The sequence below is a fragment of the Herbaspirillum sp. 3R11 genome (assembly GCF_004563925.1).
GTDB lineage: Bacteria > Pseudomonadota > Gammaproteobacteria > Burkholderiales > Burkholderiaceae_D > Herbaspirillum.
This window is the reverse complement of the sequence record NZ_SPNJ01000002.1, coordinates 561,414-577,760: the sequence shown is the minus strand read 5'-3', so window position 1 is coordinate 577,760 and position 16,347 is coordinate 561,414. Positions and strand designations below refer to the sequence as shown.

The window sequence follows — 16,347 nt, the reverse complement described above, 5'->3', positions numbered from 1 at the left end:
AGCAGTAATGCCCCCAGCAATTTTCCAACGCCAGAAATAACCACCCGTAACCCGGTATAGTCCGCACCTAACGCGGGTGTAGCTCAATGGTAGAGCAGAAGCTTCCCAAGCCCCCCAGCATCAAAAACACCCACTGTTCATCCGGGTTCCCGCGCTGTCTTCTACACTAACTATCAAAAGACTACCCTAATCAACGAGTTAGCAGCCACCCCAGTTTCGCCCCCACCGTGGTCACCGAGAGCTTCTCATATGCAGTGTGATAGGTCGCTGTTATCGCGCCTGTTCTCAATCCCGCAATTCGCTGCGATTTTCTTCGCGGTCAAATCACTTTTCGCTTCCGCGTCGACTATCTTCTATATTTTTTAGATCGCATAGTGGCTTTCCCTAATGCAGATTAACTTTGATTCAAGTTTGCAAATTGGGACGGAAATCTTGAGGTAACGCTATGAAAATAAAATCGGCCGCAGGCCTCTAATCGTTAAATATTTTATTTTCTAGATGGGTCAGTGCATGCGAATTGACCTAGTTCGGCTTGAATTTTTTCCTGAGATATAAGTCCGAATTAATGTCGATCTTAGCTATTTCTACTTGAAAAGCGAGAGCTCGGAGAGTCTTTAAGGAGTTCTTCAATGTTACCTTTGAAAAAAAAGGAAGATCTTTCGGAAGATTCTTATCTGTAGCAATCGCAAATACAATTCGGTAATCCTGCGGATCTGGACGACTGATTGGATTGGAAAGCATCATTTTTTTTGGCAGTCGTTTATTCAATCGACTTCTAAAATCTACATCACTAATAAACGCTTCTGATGCCACGCAGCCCTGTGCAAAGAGATGGCTCAGAGTGCTAGAACTTCGATAATATTTCACATGAATAAGATCTGTCCTGTCTTTAATCAGATCGCAAAATTCAACTTTATCGTATGGCCCTCCAATTGGAATATTTTTTTTATCCATTAACTCAATTGAGCTATCACTAGCAGAAGCGTCTATGTTGTAGTCAGATTCGCAATCATGAAAATATGTTGGTAAGGAATGCTCATAGATTTTTACGTCGGCTAAATAAGCATCAATCTTGGCGACAAAATCTTGGTTGATAAAATACCAGATACCGTTACGTAGAATGTAGCGCTCCTCACCGACTGATATCTCGGCATAAATGCAGCGATATGCAGACCAAGATTTAATAGAGTGATAGTCCGCATCATTTACGTGAACGTCTATATTTTTTAGAGCGTTAACTGTTAACTCAAGATTATGTTCGGATAGATAGTCTTTTAAGTGACTCAATTTCAAAACCGGATGGCGGCCAGATCTCTTATTTTTCTCAAATGAATAGCCCGCATGCCCCTCCCAATCCACTATCTCCGGTTCGCCAATCCATATAGTGGATGGCCTGGATGGATTCGATAAATTATCATCTAACTCCAGCTCTAGAATTGCGATTGTCTCGTCATTCTTCACCTTGTTGATGTTATCTACCCAATCAAACTGCAATGGCAATTTCGCTTCGTACTTTCTTAGAGCCTGCTCCAAGATCTCAGGCAAATCATCTAGCACCATTTCCGGCGTGATCGTTAACGCGTCCCTTCCTGTAATTGTCTCCCCAAATAGCGAGATCGTTGATGTGCCTGTCACGGCGTAAAGCAAGTCCATCTCGGAGTCGATGTGGAGTTCATATACATCTGCGTCCTTTGTGCTTTGTGTTCTGGAATTGAGCGGATTACTATCATAAGAGGCTTTGTCTAAGCTACGAAGCTTGTCAGGATCCACAGAATTCAAAGTGACGCGCAAGCCAAAATCTCGCTCTATTCCGTCTCCCCTCAATAGGTGGTAGCCGGTTCCGAAACTCAGCAGAAATACACGCCCGTGGACGCGCACAATCAGCGCAGCTCCTACGCTACTCTTTTTCCCGAATAGACCATCTGGAATGTCTTGATTAGCTGTTAGCAGCTGGCTCCATTCCGGCACTTTGCTAGGCACGTCAAGCTTCACGTACAAAGTTGCAGAACCCTCTTTTATTTGAAGCGCAACTGGATTCTTAGCATTTTCTAGTTTTATTAATTTCTCATCAGAAGAGGAAGATGACTTAGCGAGATATATGGATAGCTTTTCTTTGCGCCTAAGGACTTCTTGCATTCGCCCTCCCCTGAGGTGAATCCGTCAGTGACATTGATTCATTTGTTTTGTATCAAATAAAAAATACGGCGTAATAAATTCCATATAAAAAATATACCGGGACGTACGCTGTCCACTTCGGCAAAAACAATACTTACAATCGCCAATAACTAAGCCAGAACAATGCTCCCAACACTAACCCAAAGATATTCCTCCCTTTCCGCTCCAAGAAATACTGTTTATATTTGCATCGTGGCTTATCTTGCATTCAAAATTTGTGGCTCTTATTCGCAACTTTCTTTGCCGAAGACGACGCGATTATCCAATACCAGTCCGCCCCTCTTAAATCCTTATTCAGTGCAGCTTGACGCCTGACGAAGTGGGTCAGTTGCATGCAATTCAACATACTGGGGAATATTATCTGCATGTGGATATAACGCCGAACAGCTAGCTCAAGGATTTTCGATATCAGAGACCGGTTTAACGTTACAGGAATAATAACCAAAGGTATTTATGCTGGGAAAAATCAGCAGCCGAAATGTACTCAACCGATGAACTGAGTCCATTATGGTTATCGACCAATTTCGACAGAAAGTAATGCGCGATTCACGATTTTAAAAAATTATTTAACTCAACCAACGTATAAAAATGAAAACAACAGAATTTCTCGAGGCCCGACTTGATCTCCATACTAAGATGGCACAGGCATATCAAAAATTTTTGGAATTCATATATATTCAAAATAAAAATGAGCCAGAGCTTCAAAGCAGTATGAACGAAGCCCGCATCAAATTCTTAAGCATATATTTCGCAGTGCATGCCCCAGTCTCTCCCATTTTTCATCATCGCCCTAAATTGACAGGACGTAAATCTGGAGACCGTCGCTATCTCGTAGCTGACTACTATAGTAAAGATGCTTTAGAAGCACTCCGGGATTTTCCTAAAAAAGGGTTACAGCTGGCGTTTGAGCACATCATCCCTAAGGATTTGATGCGGCAAGAATGCGAAAAACAGGCCGCCGCAGGAGAAGTTCCAGCAATTGATGAGATCAAGAAAATGCTCAATCAATCGTGGCACATTGCGGTTGTTAAAAGAGACGAAGATCGCCTGCTTAAGCCAGCGAAGAAAATGCCTGACAATTGGAAGTTAGGAGGGGATGTATTGGCGCGTTATCGTAAAGAAGATGCGTCTATGCGCTTTACCTTGTTTCGCGCCAGCGAAGATGCCGACGCGTGCGCCGCCATTCTAAAAATTTAGCGCATCAATGAGCTAGTCTCTATGAGACTTTCCGATTGTACAAATTGAACCTCAATATCGGACATGTGCTACACCTGGTTTCGAATGGTTCATTGCGAAAATCGAGGAAATAAAATCGATTGTTAATTTTTTAAAACTGGATATTTCGAAACAACTCTAGGTCAAAAAAATGACGATAACGGAAAAAACGGTCGAGTTGAATGTAACGAGAACAATCATCGAGAAGATGAGACGAACCAATCAAATGAATGCATATGCAGTAGGAGCGTCGCAAGGCCAGGAGAAAGAGTTTGGATTTGATGTTCTCGCAACCGATGGAACTTGGCTTGGTGAATTCATTCAATATAAGCGTCTATACGTCAATGGAGCAAAGCATCGATGGAATCTTAATCGCACCACGTATCGTGATCAGCACACTATGCTGTGTGCACTTGAAGCACTAGGGTTTCCTGTTTACTACGGCTTTCCGAAATTCGACTCTGAAACAACGTTACGGCAGTGGACACCCCCATCGCTTTGGAGACAAGTATGGTGGGTTAGACCATCTGTAATACCCGTACCAGCGCCTATCGATGAGCATCATCATGTGATCTACGACACCGCTACAGGTGTATGGACTGTCCATTCAGAAGATCGTCTTGAATTTGATCCAGGCGACACAGACTTTTCATCCGTCGAGAAACGCCTTTTAGATATGAATACTGAAACGCACTCTCTGAAACGATTTAAAGATGAATATCGCAAATTAATGACCAAACGTTGGGACGCTATTTCGAGCGTTCCGGATAGGACCCGACGCACCAACATTCATAGCCTACAAAGTTACATGCGAAATGCCGCCAAGGGCCGGGGGATTATCGTGTTCCAGCCATAAGATGAATTTTTGTCCTTATACTGCTCAGCTCTATGATATCAACGGATTAATTCCAAGAGCGAGTCAGTTTCGATAATAAAAGGTGGGGCAGTGTTCAGCGCAATTTCCCCCGACACACATGGCCACGGTATGCAAAAAAATAAGCGATGGTATGTTTTTCAAGAACTGATTGCCGAGCACTTCCGCAGTTTAGGGGCATCCGCCAGCACTAATATTTCGCTTGATGGCGTTAGAACCAAACACGATATAGACGTCTTCGTAGTCACGAAATTTTTAGGAACAGATATCAAATGGGTCATTGAGGCCAAGTACTGGAAGACAAACGTTCCCAAAGACAAAGTTCTGACTTTGCGATCTGTCGTTGATGAAGTAGGTGCAGATAAAGGTTTTTTAATTTCCGAAAAAGGTTTTCAGAGTGGAGCTATTGAAGCGGCATCTAAAACAAATGTTCAATTGGTCACGTTTGAAGCTTTGAAAGAACGCACCAAGAATATAGTGCAAGGAGAACTACTCAACGCATACGAGTCTCGAGCGGATTTGCTGGTGAAACGCTATTTTTCGCACGGAAAAGCGGTGCGTATTAAATATGGTCTTAGAGACGATCCCTATGAATTTAATCTAAGGTTTAGCGGACAACTTTTTATTGCAATGATTTTTGCAGCAATTGAAAGAGCCAAGGAAAACAGGTATCCAATGTGCGTCAAGTCGCTACTTGAAGTCCACGTAGGCGAAGATATCGTTGATAGCTATGCGGAATTCAGCAATTGGTTAAATATCAATCTCAATATGTTTGACGAAATGTTATTGCGAGCAGAGCATGCAATGATAATAGGTGGTGACTTCAAGCCAAGTGTGGAAGATGAAAGAGATCTTCAAGCAGTTGAACACAACCGAAAACACCAAGAACGTATGCGAAAGTCGTACATTTTGATGGGCCAAGCGTTATTAGCTGAAGCAAGTCAAAAATCCTGATTAGACATATTTTCCATGGGGCCAAGTGCGTCCGATACAGGCAATTGCCTGCGGCGACGTGTAATTCTTGGCTTTGAACTTACCCAACCGCGATAACAGCTTGAAGTAATCGGCCACCACAGAATCCATCACACTGAACAACCTTCAAATTCACAAAACACCCCAAATCCCGCGTAAAATGCGGGTTCCGCGGGTGTAGCTCAATGGTAGAGCAGAAGCTTCCCAAGCTTACGACGAGGGTTCTTATTGCAGGCTAGTAGAGATGCACCTTACAGCGTCCTTCAAGTAGGCATCCGGTGCGGATGTGTTTCAATAGTAGAACGGAAGCTTCCCTAGCTTCATACGAGGGTCCAATTCCCTTCATCCTTTTATTCCGTAAGACATTCAAAGATGTACAGCATGCGCCAATGCGCATCATAGTTGTACATTTAGACAATATCGGCTACGCTGCGTCCCCCCAGATGCACATTAAGTAAAGTGACCGATGCTCAAGAATGTTTCCTTAATTAAAATAAAATTGAACGGAAAGCAGTCTTGGAGATTATTGGGTCCTGATGGGCGTCGCGTACGTGCTTTCGAAGTTTTTGCCAAAACGCTCGAACGACGCTCAATCAACACCCGAGCCAATTACTGCAGATGGCTTGCCCAATTCATTGACTACCTGTTCGAAGTCGCGGTATGGACTCCGATAGACTCGGGCGGCAATGTGAATTCAGATACCTTGGTGGACGTGATTGAAGCGTACGACGACTACTTGGTTCTCGGATCAAATTCTGGGAAAGAGATTGCGCGCCGAGTTAACGAGACCTTGCCGTCGCCACGAATGTCACAAAGCTCGTCTTCAATTCAACACACCGCCATCCGAAGTTTTCTGAAGCTTTCTGAACGTATTCGCGTGCAGATGCTCGAGGTAACTGAGCTTGGTATCGGCGTCGCCCACATAGACGATCAAAAGCTTTTGGTCGGTGTCGGGAATAGGCACGATATTCTTAGCTTCCAGCGGCGCGCCATGATTGCAAATTCAATGCTGGCCGGAGTCATTTCCGGTGGACCGAAATTGATTGAAGAGAGCATATTGCCGACCAGCATGCCGGATGTCACTTATGAGCATGAACGAGCATTTCCCTTCGACAAACTGGTTGGCGCTTTAGGGTTTCTCAAAACTTACCGCGACAAAGCCCTTTATGCACTCTGCGGAGCATGCGGTTGCAGGATAAGCGAAGCCTTACAACTGCTCTGGGAAGACGTCCACACCAAGTTACAAACCGTACAGCTGGTGGATTTTAAGAGCCGGCCAAATTGTCAGGCCTATTTGGCGCTACTCCCAGAACAGCGGGACCGCTTAGTTTGGAAAGGCAGATCGACGTCGACAACCTTGCTCATTGAACCTTTTGCAACGATGTTCTTCGAGGCACTAGCTCTATACCTTCGCCACGAGTACATTCCTCACGGACGACACAATTTCGTTTTCCAATACACTCGAGACGGAGAGCAAGGAATGCCTTATTTCCTAGCTGCAGCCTCATCTCGCAACGGAGTTCTAAGAAGAGCTACCAAACTTGCGAAGATCGAAGACATCGAAGGACCGCATTCGTTGCGACACATGTATGGCAGCTACCTGCTTAACTATTTTCCTCGACCAGATGGAACCTACGGCCTACCTCTAGGCCTCGTCCAGAAGCTCATGGGCCATCGTCAGGCCAAGGACACAGCAAAGTACGCTCGTTATGACAGGGATCTCTTGAAAGCCGAATTGCAGTACGCGAACATGATGGTATTCAAAAATGGAAAGGTTCGTTCGATTGCGCAGCTCAAACACGCAGCGTTATTGTCTCGACTCGCCGAAGTCGAGGCAGACATAGAACAGGAAAAAGGAAGAGGGAATGATTAACGCCACTAAGGGCGAAGTAGTCATTATTCAGTCTGGAAAGGACCTCCAGAGAAGCGTAGTGGCCGCCCTCCAAGAAGCCAGCAGTTGGATACTACAATCTTACGGCCTTCAGGACATAGCTCTGAATACAGTTTCAACCAAGACTCACTTTAATGCAGCTCTCCCTGCCTTCGCGCAGCAATTTATATTGAAGCAGGATATTGGTGACTTGAACGAGCGGTATGTGAAAGATGTTTTTGATTTCATAAGTATTGAAACAGGTCACTGTTCCCCCACCCTGTACGCGGCTGTAACTCGAATCCCGGCCGATGACGGCGGCATTAAGGGGTACCGTAAGACTTACCTTCCTCCGTTACGCAGAGGATTTTCTGCTTTCCTCATTTCCTTGCACATTCGTCGAGCAATAATTCTTCCATTTTCGTTTAAGTGGCCGTTGAGTTTTGATCTCGGATATAAAGGTGCAATTCTGGCGAAGCGCGAGGTATGCCCTTTAGAGCATTTGCCAGAACTTTTTCGATTCATCCGATCGTTGAATTGCCTCGAAGATGGCGAACAGTCTGAGAAAGTTTTCGAAGCTTATACGACAAAGCAACGAGAACGCCTTGTTTGGATGGGGCAGCGACTCATTGTTGCCGGAGGCTGGCTTGAACTAACCGATGTCAATTATGGGGACATGTTATCGCTGAAAGCTGCAAATGACGAAACTGGTTTCTCTGGGAACTCAGACCTCGGTTTGTTAATGCTCGCGGACCTGTTTGAGCGCAAGTACGGCAGTGCGTCGCCCGTCACTGCTGCTGGATGGCGAGCCGCCCTAGATAAGGCGAGGCCCCAAAGGAACTTTATTGGCCTTGAGGGCTTGATTGGTGGTCGCCGCAATCTTCTCGAAGAAACTGCAAAGCTCAACCCTGCAGATATGGCCCCTAATGCATTGGAATATCTGACCTCCCTTCCCGGACTGGAATTCGACTTGAAAGCGAATTCCGAGACTTGGATTCGCATTCAGCACACATTCTTGCGAAAGATTCGACTTGAGAGCAAAAAACAGCGCATTGCGGCTCTAGGCTACCTAAACATCTACCTCTTCGGCTATTTGCCTTATTGGTACGCCGAAAATCCTGGCGTCACGTTCGAGTTCCCCTCGGCACCCGATAAACTGCTATCGGCTGTTTTCATTTCGGACTTAGGCTTAATGGAAGGACAATTGCGGCCGTTACCTATAGTCGAGTTCTTCGACAAAATGGCCCCAATCAGGAAATGGGAGGTAACTACTCACTATGCCGTGCTGAAACAAATAGAAAAGCTCTTTGAATTCATTGAGCGGCATAACGAAGCGTTACCAAACTCCAAAGGATTTCGTCAGCCGCTGTTTGCATACGACTATCCAGCTCAGTCGAGATCCACCGGAACGACGAAGCGGCCTATTCCGCGTCGTATCTTCAAGTTCTACGTTTCATACGTGGAAGCGCTAGCGACCCTCTCAAGTGTTTTGACGCAACGGGTAGTCTCCGGAGTGGTTAGCAACGACGGCCTGAAAGGCTTCGGCACATCTCAGACCACAATCGACTGCCTGGAACGACAGGACGTTTTGGGATTTGTACCAATAGTCTTTTATCAAGGAAAAATGTATCCCTTGAGGCACATTCCCAATATCTTCAATATTGACTCAAAAAGGCTGAAAAACGGTCACGTTAGCAAAGTACCGCATCCACACGCCATTCATCAGATTCTTGTCTCTCTGTACACCGGCCTCCGCCACAATCATATCCAATGGCTGGATAACGCTACGTTTGACCAGCTAGTCGACGACGAGCACGGCAGTCGCGAGTTTGCCGAGCTCCACGTAAATACTGATAAGACGAAGACAAAACCTTGGACGCCATATGTCAACTTCAAAGTGATTGAAGTATTGAGGCAACAACGAGATTGGCGTGCGCTGATTGATGAGCGTGGCTTCGAAAGTCGTATCTATTACAACAATAACCCCGAAAGCAAATGGGGAGACATTCTTCCACTGTTTTCGCACCATCTCGACGGGCGGCCGCATTCCGACGAAATGTACCAGACTTGCTGGATGCGCCTCCTGAACGGCCTGCAAGGCGAATTAGGTACAGTAGGAGAACACGGGTTCAAGTTGACTAGGCTACTACCCAAAGGAGTGGCCTATAACGACCCTGACATGGATAAGAAACTCCACACTTACGGGAGCATCCAAACACGTATTTGCGATTTGAGCATCAAGTCAGACATCACTCCGCACAGTGCTCGCGTCAGCGTCATCTCTCATTCTATTGGGATACTTCCAGCAGACCTCATAGGTCGGCATTGGACCGGGCAAACGGAAGCAACCGTCTATCACTACGTGGTACCTGATAAGGAAGAAATCTTTGCGGAGCAGCGTCGACAGCAGCTGGCAATACGGCAGATGGGGTACGAGAAAGGCTACGAAGCGATGCTGCGGGCTTCGCCTGGCCGTAGTGATGCGCACATTAAGGCAGATGACATCAACTCGAATCTATCTAAGGGGTTGAGAACCAATGTTGATGAGACGCTATCAGCATTCGGATGCATTAGTCTGAGTTTTACGGAAGGTGGCAAGACGGGAATGGATGTCCTAAAGGACACCAGAGGGGTCGGGGCAATCGAAAATAAGACCGAAATTTGCCCATATGCCAATCAATGCCCGCCGAATGTAGTTACCGAGCTTAAGGGATGGCGACGCTGCGGTCCATGTTCCTTTGCAGTCCGGTCTGTTGACCATCTTCCAGCGATCACGGCGAAGATACGCCAAGTTCTTGAAGGCTTAGTCGAGATTGAGTCGAGGATTATGGCTGTAGACGGAGAAGAGGATCTTACTGCTGACGAGCTTGACTCTCTCGAGCAGACACGCGATACCCTCGCGGAAGACTTAGCCGCTTGGCAAATGGCTGCTGAAGTACTCGAAGTCATGCGCCAACGCATTGCGACTGGCGAAAGCACGAAGTCATGGCACGTTCAAAAGCCAGAGATCATTGAGAAAGACCTACGTCGAGCACTATTCCCGACAGACTCGACCGAGTATGTATTGGCTCGACTCCAAGAGAGCGAAACGTTCCCAATTCTTGAAAGCCCCCAGATACGGGCCCGATTTGACTTGCTGCGACGCCAGTTGCTGGTGAACACGGGGAATGTCCGAGCGGCACTAAGGTTCGAGCCTTCTACGAATCCTGGCGCAGAGTGCTTAGGCCTATTGCGGTCAATCATTGCAGCCCATCGTCTGACGTTGGCGGACCTGAAAATTATGCTGGAATCCGACTCTTATCTTGAGTCGATTCCCATTCGACCGCTAAAGTTAGTAACGAAAGGTATAGCATGACAACGCGCAAGTTGCCTGCGGAGTTGAAACCTAAACGTCGCCTCGCGAATCCATTTAAAGGCTACCAAGACAAGGGAATGTCTGAGCGCGAAGAGGTAATCATCCGTTACCTCGCTTCTCTCAAGAAGACTCGTGCGAAGTTTGAATATGTCACCGACCTAGCGAAGGCAGTTGCAGAACAAATCCAAATGGTGGAACGTAAGCCATGCAGCTTTACTACTCTGCTTCGGAACAGCCGCTACAAGGCGCAACTACTGAACTTCATGGCAATGCGAGCTGGGACGAATGCGGTTCAAGTATCCGAACCCGCGGCCCTGGCGCTGATCCATACAGTTGAACTTGAACTAAGCAATGTAAAACGCGATAACGAGCGACTACGCACCTACATTGCAGACCTTGAGGCACAAGTAGCTCCATCTCCGGTATTGACTGCATCACCCACGCTCGCCTCCGATAACGCAGCAGAATTGTCACGACTATCGAATGATAAGGCAATGGCCTGTAAAGCCTTGTGGCTAACTTTGGAGCATTTCAAAGAACTGATCCGCATCGACCTGGATCGGGGTTGCATCGTTGATCTCGCGACCCTGCGGGGCAACAATGTCATCGTTGAGCCAGAAATAGCCAAGGCGTTCCTAGATTGGCTTAGGGTCAATGACAGAGTCGGCATATAGACACATTGGTTTTCGATCAAACCGCCCGCCTGTTGATTTGTGCGAGGAATTGCCATCTACCATTAATCGACCTCACAGTACCGTCCATAGACAGAGACTCGATCGTATACTCCTCCGCGCCTCAGCTTCCGCGAAATAGTGGCGACACGCTTATGCTGGTACGCTTTGGGCTACAGTCACGAGTGTGACGGATTTAGATCCGCGAGTAATTGCCACGTAAAGATCTTTTATGCTCATTGTGTCGGCTTCCAAAACGATAGCGTGATCGTACTCAAGTCCCTTCACCAGCAACGTGGTGGCAATAAGCCGATTGTGTCGTATCGGTCTACCTGAATGCCGGAATTGCTGTTGATATCTAGTGGCAGCCTCAGCGAGAGTCGGCGCATCGTGTTCCGCATATGTTCGAAACACATTCATTAATCGGTAAAGAAGATCACGTCGATATACAGTTACTTCGTGCCTATTCTGCACAAGGTGAAGAAATTGCGCCAAGTCTTGATATGAGTCGGACGCTAAAAATGCGTTGGCGGCGATAAGGATCTCAGGACATCTTGTTGATCGAGTGACTTTACCTACTTCTCCCTTCTTAATTGATGCCGTGAGTACTTCATTGATAGCGGTGCAGCATTTTTTTAAAAGTCCGACACTCAAGAGTAATGTGGCGGCTGAGGTATTCGCCGCATCTATTTTTTTTACAATACTGTGAAGATCCTTTCCTTCAACTTCCTCTAAGCTAGAGAAATCCCCACTCAGACTTCTCGCGAGGCTGTGCGCCTTATTCTTAGATTTGACGTCCCCCGAATAGATTGCGATAACCGAATCCATGTTGCCTTTATGTTTATAAAAGCAATTAAGCCGTCCACGGGCAGCGTAGTCATTGATATCTATTGAATGAAGATTGACGCCTGCTGGCAATTTTCCTGTTAGAGGAATTTGAGCATTTTTTTCAAGAAGTGCGCGGGCCTCTTTCAACCATTTAGCTAATTCGTCCGCGCCAGCGCGTTTCCATCTCCAAGGCTCACTCAGTTTTCCGAGAAGTTGATAATGAGGATAGATTTCCGTTTCCCAATCGATTGGCTTTTCTTGGCCGGAAAAATCGAAAATCGCCTGCATAGGGTCACCCAGAATGCGAGATGGCACCAGATTACTTAGAGCTTCGATTAACGCGTGTTGACATTTATTGCAATCCTGGTACTCGTCAACATACAGACCACCATATGAACTCAGTATGATGCGACGCATAAACGGACGATCTAATAGCCCTGAACAGACTCCATAGAGCTTGTTCCAATCATTTTTTGACGGAGCCTCCTTTTTCCACCCGGATGTTTTGGGGTAACTTAGACATTGGCGCAGCGACCAACTGGCAATAGTATCAACGTGATATAAGGACGACGGGATTTTCAATAACTGCATTTTCTTTCTGATTGCATTAACGCCAGCATAGGTATGCGTTAGTACCAACTGCCGTTTCGAGGCTTTCCGAACAGACTCCGCAATCAAATGTGTTTTGCCAAATCCAGCAGGTGCAATTACATAGCCCTTTCCGACGCTCTTGGCAAGCGTTTCGGGAAGGTCGTCAATCATTGTCAATCCAATCGCGTAGTTGCTGCAGCTTGGTCGCTAAATCCGTTTTTTGAAAGGCAGGGATAGCTAATGCCGAGAAGACGATTTCTCCCCAGAGCTCGCCGTGAGTAATGTCCTTAAACCAGCTACATCCTTTAGCCGCAGCACCGATCGCAGCACGTAGCGCTGGAGAGTCCTCCCAAGTGCTAAAGTCCGGTGGCAGCGCTTGTTGTAATTTAGAGGCAACCTGAGCAACTACCGGAAATTCACGCTCCGCGGCCAAAGTAAGACTCGCCTGCACTTGCATCCAAGGTAAGTCGCTCATAGCACACTGCTCGATCGATAGATTATTCGCCCACATCGTAACCGAGGCCCCGATTTTTCGCAGATCTGCCGCGTTTTGATCTGAGAATTGATCCTGCGCATCGCCGTCTGCCAGGACAATCACATCGTAATGTAGTCTGCGAAATCCGGTGGCCAGTCCCGAGATCTTGCTAGCGCCGCCGGCGTTCAGTAAAACTATGCCCATATATGAAAATGGCTCCTTAGTCTGCGGGGGCTTCGACCAGAGATGGTCCATGCCGCGCATAAAACCCACCTCGGTCTGTCCTTCACAGATAATGACCTTTTTGGATAGAAACGCTTCAGCACTCGAACGCACATGACCTTGAATATTCAGACCCTGCAGATCATCTCCGGCGGCATGCACGACCTGAACACCGTCGGCATCTCTGTGGACGATATGGAGATGTTCGACAGTCAATTCTCGTAAAACGGTTGGGGAATGGGTGGTAAGGAAATATTGCCCTTTCTGGTCATCCTTGATGTGCTAACTAGTCTGGCGATTCTATGGGGCTCTAAACCATATTCCAACTCATCAAAGAGGGTGATATGTTGCTCCTGTAAGCTTTCCTGCTGTATTCCACAGAGCAACATGCGTCTAGATCCCAACCCCAGTTGACGCAATGGAATTTCTCCGTCGTGCAGAGTCAATCCACCGATGCGGATATTTATCGAACTCAGATCCAAATGGGCTTTGTATTCATAAGCGACTGGTACCCCCAGATTTGTCGCGACGGCCTGTGATTTTGCTGCTGCGGCATCGAACTTTTCAAGTGCGTTCCTCTGGCCATCTAGAGAACTTCGCGCTGCGCGAGTCGCATCCACCAGGGAGCTGTTTAGATTGTCAGATTCGGTGATTTGAGCCAGAACGGTTCCTGTAGCCCAACTGAGCTGTTTCTCGTTTAAATTACCAATCATGCCGACACCTACTTTTGCACGATCGGCAGTCTTGAAGTCGACACCATCAGGATTGCGGTCAGTAACGACCTTCCATTTAGGCTCCAAATCCTTTTCAACTCTCAGCCGCACGCTTAAAACTTCTTCATCATCATCGGCAGGCTCGTCATTCAATTTTTTCTTATTTTTGTTCCAGCCCCGTAAATGATCGGAATATTTTTTGTCCGAACAGAACTCATCGGTCAACTCGCCTAGTACGATTTCAATCTTGATAGGATTTGTGGTGTCGCACGCATGAAAATCGGAGTCAAAAAAAGGTAAATTCCAGGCGGAACTAAAAACGCACCGAATTGCCTCCAGCACAGTCGTCTTAGCCGAATCTCCTTTCCCGATAAGACAGTAGATACCTTCATTTGGAAGCGTCCATTCGAGATTTTTGATTCCCTTAAAATTTACTATTGAGAGCCGTCTTATTTTCATTGATTCCTCAATGCAGTTTTATTGTGGCCAGCTTGCGAACACTCGTTGATCTTAGTTGCGCGTAATGTCGAAGCAAAAGATTATGTTCTGACGGAATAGATCTGTAATCATAAGGTAGATGAGATTCTCGAAATATCCTCATTCTTCAGGATCACACTCCAAACATACTCGTTAGTTTGAAAATTTAGCCGTTTCTGACAGTATTTTGTTGCAGAAGGTCTTGGCGTCCACGTTCTCTATCTTGCAGTACGCCATAATCAAAAGAGTAACGGGATGAACACCTATTACTGAAGCAATTTCTTCAAGCTTGTCCAATGTAGGTGATTTCATGCCTCGTTCAAGCGTACTCAGATAAGTACGGCTCGAAACGTCCGAAAAATCCTCTTGGGTCAATTCCTGTTGTTTCCGAGTCTCTCGGAGCGCGGCAGCAAATCCTTCTCGCAACTTCATATAACAGTCTCCTAAAGAGACTGATGTACTCATTTTGAACACTTTAGAGCTACAATCTATAGTGTTCATTTAATCGTTTTCAGGAATACACCCATGAAGAAAGGCGAGATTCGGCCATTTTCCATCTACATCGGACATGGCGGTGTCATTAGAAAAGTGAAATCCATCAGCATGGCGGTGGACGGGAGTCTATTCGTCCAATGGCGCCTGATTCGGTCCCGCGGACAGTCTGAAGAGCCAGCCGAATCCATACAACCTATCGATGAATTCGCAAGATGGGCGAAGGCATTGAAGCAGACGCTATCAAAAGATTTGGAACATCACCTGAGCAAGCAATAGATACGCCTCCACACACTCTCATAGGTCCTAAGAAAGTAACCAAGAAAAATGGATAAGACCCAATGCCCGCATTGTGAGAAGAATTGCGCCCCCAAACTGTGGCGCTACCGGCCAGCCTTTGGTGCCCTCCGATACATGGCGACACAGCATCTATGCCCGTTTTGTGGGGGTGTCATGTATCAGTCTGGCGGGCAATTGACGATCTTCGGCTGGTTGGTGGTTATCGTGGCCGGCTTAATCTTCGGCCTAGGTTTTATCGCCCAGCTGTTTAAAAGCCAGGACATCACGGAGGTGTTCATTGGCCTAGGCTCCTTGGCCTTCTGGGGATTTATCGCCTACCAGCTGTACAAGCGATTTTCGGGACGTCGACGGTAGAGAGTGAGACCACTGAGACTGGAAATTACCCCCGACTGTGAACGGATTCAGTCAGCGACCACTCCGCCAACAACCGATGAACTAATAACTCACTGCCAGAACATGATAAAAAACACGATATGTCGCGCACTAATGTGCGCTATCTGCTTGCTTACGGTCACCGCTTGCAAAAAAGATGGAAAACCATCCGACGATACGGCAAAGCTGACGTTGGATCAGTACTACGCAAAACGAGGCGATCTTTGTCTCTATGTCGGCAAGTTCCCAGTCGATATCAGCCCTCGAGACCTGAATCCTTCCATTATGGAGATCATGAACGACGGCCTACCTGCGCAACTAAGTGCCTTGGAAAATGTGGGTTTAGTGGGGCGTAATTCGACGAGCGTCAGCGCCGGCGGGAATTTTGGCGCCCAAATGTCGGTAGTGCGCTTCACGGTCACTGATCTCGGCAGCAAGTTCTTCGGTACGAAACCTCGTGAAGCTTATGCGATGGGTGCATGGATTGACGTGAATCGCCCTGAGTTCTGTTACGGTAAATTCGTCCTGGATAAGGTCGAATCAATCACAGAAATTGAGGGCGGGGACGGCAAGAGAACGGCCGAGGTCAAGTACGTCGTTCGTACTGATAACGTGGCCGGCTGGGCATCCAATAAGAAAATCCAGGATGCCTTTCCTGAAGTCAAAAGCGTATTGAAGGGCGCCACAGTTGAAGTTACTAAGACGCTTACTCCAGTCGATGGCAACTGGAAAGTCGAAAATTAAT

Annotated in this window: 14 protein-coding genes; 9 read left to right on the top strand and 5 right to left on the bottom strand. The window is 46.9% G+C overall.

Going from position 1 to position 16,347, the window contains the following annotated elements:
• Positions 1 to 522 precede the first annotated feature (522 nt).
• A complete protein-coding gene (locus E4P32_RS10895; protein ID WP_116434183.1) occupies positions 523 to 2,136 on the bottom strand; it encodes a TIGR04141 family sporadically distributed protein in 1,614 nt (537 codons plus the stop codon).
• A gap of 627 nt (positions 2,137 to 2,763) precedes the next feature.
• Between E4P32_RS10895 and E4P32_RS10890 the strand changes: the two genes are divergently transcribed.
• From E4P32_RS10890 to E4P32_RS10865, 6 genes are all read left to right on the top strand, one after another.
• Positions 2,764 to 3,372: a hypothetical protein gene (locus E4P32_RS10890; RefSeq protein ID WP_116434184.1), complete on the top strand. Its 609-nt coding sequence runs from the start codon at positions 2,764 to 2,766 to the stop codon at positions 3,370 to 3,372.
• A gap of 169 nt (positions 3,373 to 3,541) precedes the next feature.
• Positions 3,542 to 4,246: a hypothetical protein gene (locus E4P32_RS10885; protein WP_135008736.1), complete on the top strand. Its 705-nt coding sequence runs from the start codon at positions 3,542 to 3,544 to the stop codon at positions 4,244 to 4,246.
• Positions 4,247 to 4,336: 90 nt separating this feature from the next.
• Positions 4,337 to 5,218, top strand: a complete 882-nt coding sequence (locus E4P32_RS10880) for a restriction endonuclease (RefSeq protein ID WP_199525623.1) — start codon at positions 4,337 to 4,339, stop codon at positions 5,216 to 5,218.
• A gap of 484 nt (positions 5,219 to 5,702) precedes the next feature.
• Entirely contained in the window at positions 5,703 to 7,109 is a 1,407-nt protein-coding gene (locus tag E4P32_RS10875; protein WP_116434186.1) for a tyrosine-type recombinase/integrase, read from the top strand.
• Complete coding sequence (locus tag E4P32_RS10870; RefSeq protein WP_116434187.1) at positions 7,102 to 10,461, top strand: hypothetical protein; 3,360 nt, start codon at positions 7,102 to 7,104, stop codon at positions 10,459 to 10,461. Before E4P32_RS10875 ends, E4P32_RS10870 begins: the two co-directional genes overlap by 8 nt.
• The gene (locus E4P32_RS10865; RefSeq protein WP_116434188.1) at positions 10,458 to 11,135 is read left to right on the top strand and encodes a hypothetical protein; all 678 of its coding nucleotides are present in this window, start codon (positions 10,458 to 10,460) and stop codon (positions 11,133 to 11,135) included. The genes E4P32_RS10870 and E4P32_RS10865 overlap by 4 nt, the downstream gene beginning before the upstream one ends.
• Positions 11,136 to 11,285: 150 nt before the next feature.
• Here E4P32_RS10865 and E4P32_RS10860 read toward each other — a convergent pair whose 3' ends face one another.
• From E4P32_RS10860 to E4P32_RS10845, 4 genes are all read right to left on the bottom strand, one after another.
• Complete coding sequence (locus E4P32_RS10860; RefSeq protein WP_116434189.1) at positions 11,286 to 12,722, bottom strand: UvrD-helicase domain-containing protein; 1,437 nt, start codon at positions 12,720 to 12,722, stop codon at positions 11,286 to 11,288.
• A complete protein-coding gene (locus tag E4P32_RS10855) occupies positions 12,715 to 13,464 on the bottom strand; it encodes a TOPRIM nucleotidyl transferase/hydrolase domain-containing protein (protein WP_199525624.1) in 750 nt (249 codons plus the stop codon). The genes E4P32_RS10860 and E4P32_RS10855 overlap by 8 nt, the downstream gene beginning before the upstream one ends.
• A complete protein-coding gene (locus E4P32_RS10850; protein ID WP_116434191.1) occupies positions 13,461 to 14,420 on the bottom strand; it encodes an AAA family ATPase in 960 nt (319 codons plus the stop codon). The genes E4P32_RS10855 and E4P32_RS10850 overlap by 4 nt, the downstream gene beginning before the upstream one ends.
• A 171-nt stretch (positions 14,421 to 14,591) precedes the next feature.
• Positions 14,592 to 14,870, bottom strand: a complete 279-nt coding sequence (locus E4P32_RS10845; protein ID WP_116434192.1) for a helix-turn-helix transcriptional regulator — start codon at positions 14,868 to 14,870, stop codon at positions 14,592 to 14,594.
• 93 nt (positions 14,871 to 14,963) lie between these two features.
• Here E4P32_RS10845 and E4P32_RS10840 point away from each other — a divergent pair, with 93 nt between their 5' ends.
• From E4P32_RS10840 to E4P32_RS10830, 3 genes are all read left to right on the top strand, one after another.
• Positions 14,964 to 15,209, top strand: a complete 246-nt coding sequence (locus E4P32_RS10840) for a hypothetical protein (RefSeq protein ID WP_116434193.1) — start codon at positions 14,964 to 14,966, stop codon at positions 15,207 to 15,209.
• A 48-nt stretch (positions 15,210 to 15,257) separates the two neighbouring features.
• A complete protein-coding gene (locus E4P32_RS10835) occupies positions 15,258 to 15,584 on the top strand; it encodes a hypothetical protein (RefSeq protein ID WP_135008735.1) in 327 nt (108 codons plus the stop codon).
• Between the two features lie 147 nt (positions 15,585 to 15,731).
• Positions 15,732 to 16,346, top strand: a complete 615-nt coding sequence (locus tag E4P32_RS10830) for a hypothetical protein (RefSeq protein WP_135008734.1) — start codon at positions 15,732 to 15,734, stop codon at positions 16,344 to 16,346.
• The last annotated feature ends 1 nt before the right edge of the window (position 16,347 follow it).

Coding starts and splice junctions, on each gene's coding strand:
- E4P32_RS10865 (WP_116434188.1), top strand. CDS start 10,458: ATGACAACGCGCAAGTTGCCTGCGGAGTTGAAACCTAAACGTCGCCTC.
- E4P32_RS10875 (WP_116434186.1), top strand. CDS start 5,703: ATGCTCAAGAATGTTTCCTTAATTAAAATAAAATTGAACGGAAAGCAG.
- E4P32_RS10835 (WP_135008735.1), top strand. CDS start 15,258: ATGGATAAGACCCAATGCCCGCATTGTGAGAAGAATTGCGCCCCCAAA.
- E4P32_RS10860 (WP_116434189.1), bottom strand. CDS start 12,722: ATGATTGACGACCTTCCCGAAACGCTTGCCAAGAGCGTCGGAAAGGGC.
- E4P32_RS10850 (WP_116434191.1), bottom strand. CDS start 14,420: ATGAAAATAAGACGGCTCTCAATAGTAAATTTTAAGGGAATCAAAAAT.
- E4P32_RS10845 (WP_116434192.1), bottom strand. CDS start 14,870: ATGAAGTTGCGAGAAGGATTTGCTGCCGCGCTCCGAGAGACTCGGAAA.
- E4P32_RS10840 (WP_116434193.1), top strand. CDS start 14,964: ATGAAGAAAGGCGAGATTCGGCCATTTTCCATCTACATCGGACATGGC.
- E4P32_RS10895 (WP_116434183.1), bottom strand. CDS start 2,136: ATGCAAGAAGTCCTTAGGCGCAAAGAAAAGCTATCCATATATCTCGCT.
- E4P32_RS10890 (WP_116434184.1), top strand. CDS start 2,764: ATGAAAACAACAGAATTTCTCGAGGCCCGACTTGATCTCCATACTAAG.
- E4P32_RS10885 (WP_135008736.1), top strand. CDS start 3,542: ATGACGATAACGGAAAAAACGGTCGAGTTGAATGTAACGAGAACAATC.
- E4P32_RS10870 (WP_116434187.1), top strand. CDS start 7,102: ATGATTAACGCCACTAAGGGCGAAGTAGTCATTATTCAGTCTGGAAAG.